Here is a 2,180-nt window from a genome sequence, read left to right as displayed (position 1 = left end):
GTGCCGAGCGGGGCGGCTGGATCGATGGAAGGGTCGATGGCTGCAAGAGCCTCGGCGGCGCGGCGCTCCTGCTCTCTGCTGGCGACGAAGATGCCGCCGCGCGTCAGCGGATGGCCGAGGAACATGTTCTGGGCGACGCTGAGGCGCGGCACCTGCTGCAATTCCTGATGGATCATGGCGACGCCCGCAGCGCGCGCGGCAACCGGGTTGGCGAGTGTAACCGGCTTGCCGTCGATGAGGACGCTTCCCGCGGTCGGCCTGTAGACGCCAGACAGGACGCGCAGCAGCGTCGACTTGCCGGCGCCGTTTTCGCCGAGCAGGCCATGGATTTCACCGGCCCCGACCGAGAACGAAACGCCGTCAAGCGCCCGTACGGCCGGAAACAGCTTGGAAATGCCCTGGAATTGCAGCCGGGGTGACATCGAGTTCTATCTCCGGGCCATGGTGCCGGACAGAAGCGAATTGCCCTGACCGGCACTGTTGGTTGGCCTTACTGGCCCGCAGCCGCGTCCTCGAGCAGCGCCTTGCGCGCGCCGGCGCCGGAATAGCGGTCGGCATTGTCCTTGGTGATCAGCGCCTGGGGCGTGGCGACGACGCGCGGCAGCTTCTGTCCCGCGACGAGACGCAGAGCTGTTTCCAACGCCACTTCGCCGGTCAGAACGGGGAAACTGTCGACCGTGCCGGTCAGTTCGCCGGCCCGTATGGAGGCATAGGCATCGGAAATGCCGTCGGTGCCGAAGACCGCAACCTTGTCCTGCAGGCCGGCGGCCTTGACAGCCTCGACGATGCCCAGCGCCATGCCATCATTGTTGGCATAGAAGCCGATCAGGTCGGGATGCTGCTGCAGGATGTTGGTGGCCGCGTCATAGGAGGTCTGGCGGTCCCAGTTGCCGGGAACGCTGGCGACAACCTCGAACTTGCCTCCCTCGGTAATGGTCGACTTGAAGCCATCGGTGCGCTGCACGGCGGCATAGACGCCAGCCTGGCCTTCGACGATGGCGACCTTGCCGCCATTCGGACGATTCTTGACGAACCATTTGGCGACGCGCACGCCATTGTCGCGTTGGACGTTGCCGACATAATGCTCGGCCTGCGGGATGACGGCGTCATTGACATTGACCACCGGCACGTTGGCGGCCTTGGCCTGCTCCATGATCGGCTGCAGATTGGCATCCGTCTGCGGCGAGACGAGCAGCACGTTGTAGCCCTGCGTCACCAGGCCTTCGGCGATGGTGAGCTGGCCGAGCTGGTCGCCCTCGCTCTGCGCTGCCTGATAGACGACGGGAACGCCGACCTTGGCGCCGAATGCCGTGTAGCCCTCGCCCAGCGAGCGCCAGTATTCATTGGTCAGCGTCTTGGAGACCGCGCCTGCCTTGGTGCCTTCGGGCAGCTTGGGGAACGCGCCGAACTTGGCCTCGACCTGCGACCAGTCGATGCGGTCCTTTTCCGTGTCGGAATTGAGCGGCGCGAGGTCGGCGGAAAAGGCAGAGCCGATCGAGAGCGCCATCAATGCGGCGGTAGCGGTGGCAAGCAGAAGTTTCATTGTATTCCTCCCTGGTTGAAAAACGGCGATGGCGCGGATGCCTCAGCTATCCGGCCCGAGCATGATTTCCTGGATGATGGCCTGCGACGTCACCGCGTCCTGGCTGTCCATGGCGGCGGACAGGCGATTGTCCTGCTCCAGCCGGTCGACGACGCGCAGCATGCGATTGACGGTGGCGATGTTGACTTCGCACTCGCGCACCGGATCGAGCCCTGTCATATCGGGGAACGTGTCGAAATAGATGGCGCCGGCGTAACCGTCGCGGCGAATCTGCCTGAGCATCTCGATGGTCTGCAGCGTGTGCACCGCGCCGACCATCAGGCCGTCGTCGCGCTTGGCGTAGCCGTCGTTCAGGTGCACGCCGAGCAGCTTGCTGTGACGCGCCACCAGGGCCGCGGCAAAGGCCGGTTGTTCGTCGGCGTAGAGCACATGAGCGAAATCGAGCGTGACGCCGAGATTAGGCAGGCCGACATCGCGGATCGCCAGCAAGGTCGTCGCCGCATCCGGCATCAGGCTGTAGGAGCGTGGTTCGTTCGGTTTGTATTCAAGGCTGATCTGACAGTCGGGATCATGTGCCGCAACTTCACGAATCCCATCAATTTCGTGTTGCCAAAGCGTCGAATAGTCGGCCTGGAAG

General features: G+C 64.2%; 3 protein-coding genes. All 3 read right to left on the bottom strand.

Annotated features, from left to right (window positions below; genetic code table 11):
* Nucleotides 1–422: ATP-binding cassette domain-containing protein (locus tag EN984_RS32080; RefSeq protein ID WP_164765808.1), on the bottom strand; the 422-nt coding region annotated here is incomplete at its 3' end.
* A gap of 68 nt (nt 423–490) precedes the next feature.
* Complete coding sequence (locus tag EN984_RS32075; RefSeq protein ID WP_127269388.1) at nt 491–1,543, bottom strand: substrate-binding domain-containing protein; 1,053 nt, start codon at nt 1,541–1,543, stop codon at nt 491–493.
* Between the two features lie 42 nt (nt 1,544–1,585).
* On the bottom strand, nt 1,586–2,180 hold a 595-nt coding region (locus EN984_RS32070; RefSeq protein ID WP_164765807.1), incomplete at its 5' end, for a TIM barrel protein.

This window comes from Mesorhizobium sp. M7A.F.Ca.CA.004.12.1.1 (assembly GCF_003997835.1).
Lineage (GTDB): Bacteria > Pseudomonadota > Alphaproteobacteria > Rhizobiales > Rhizobiaceae > Mesorhizobium.
This window is presented reverse-complemented; position numbering and strand designations above follow the sequence as displayed.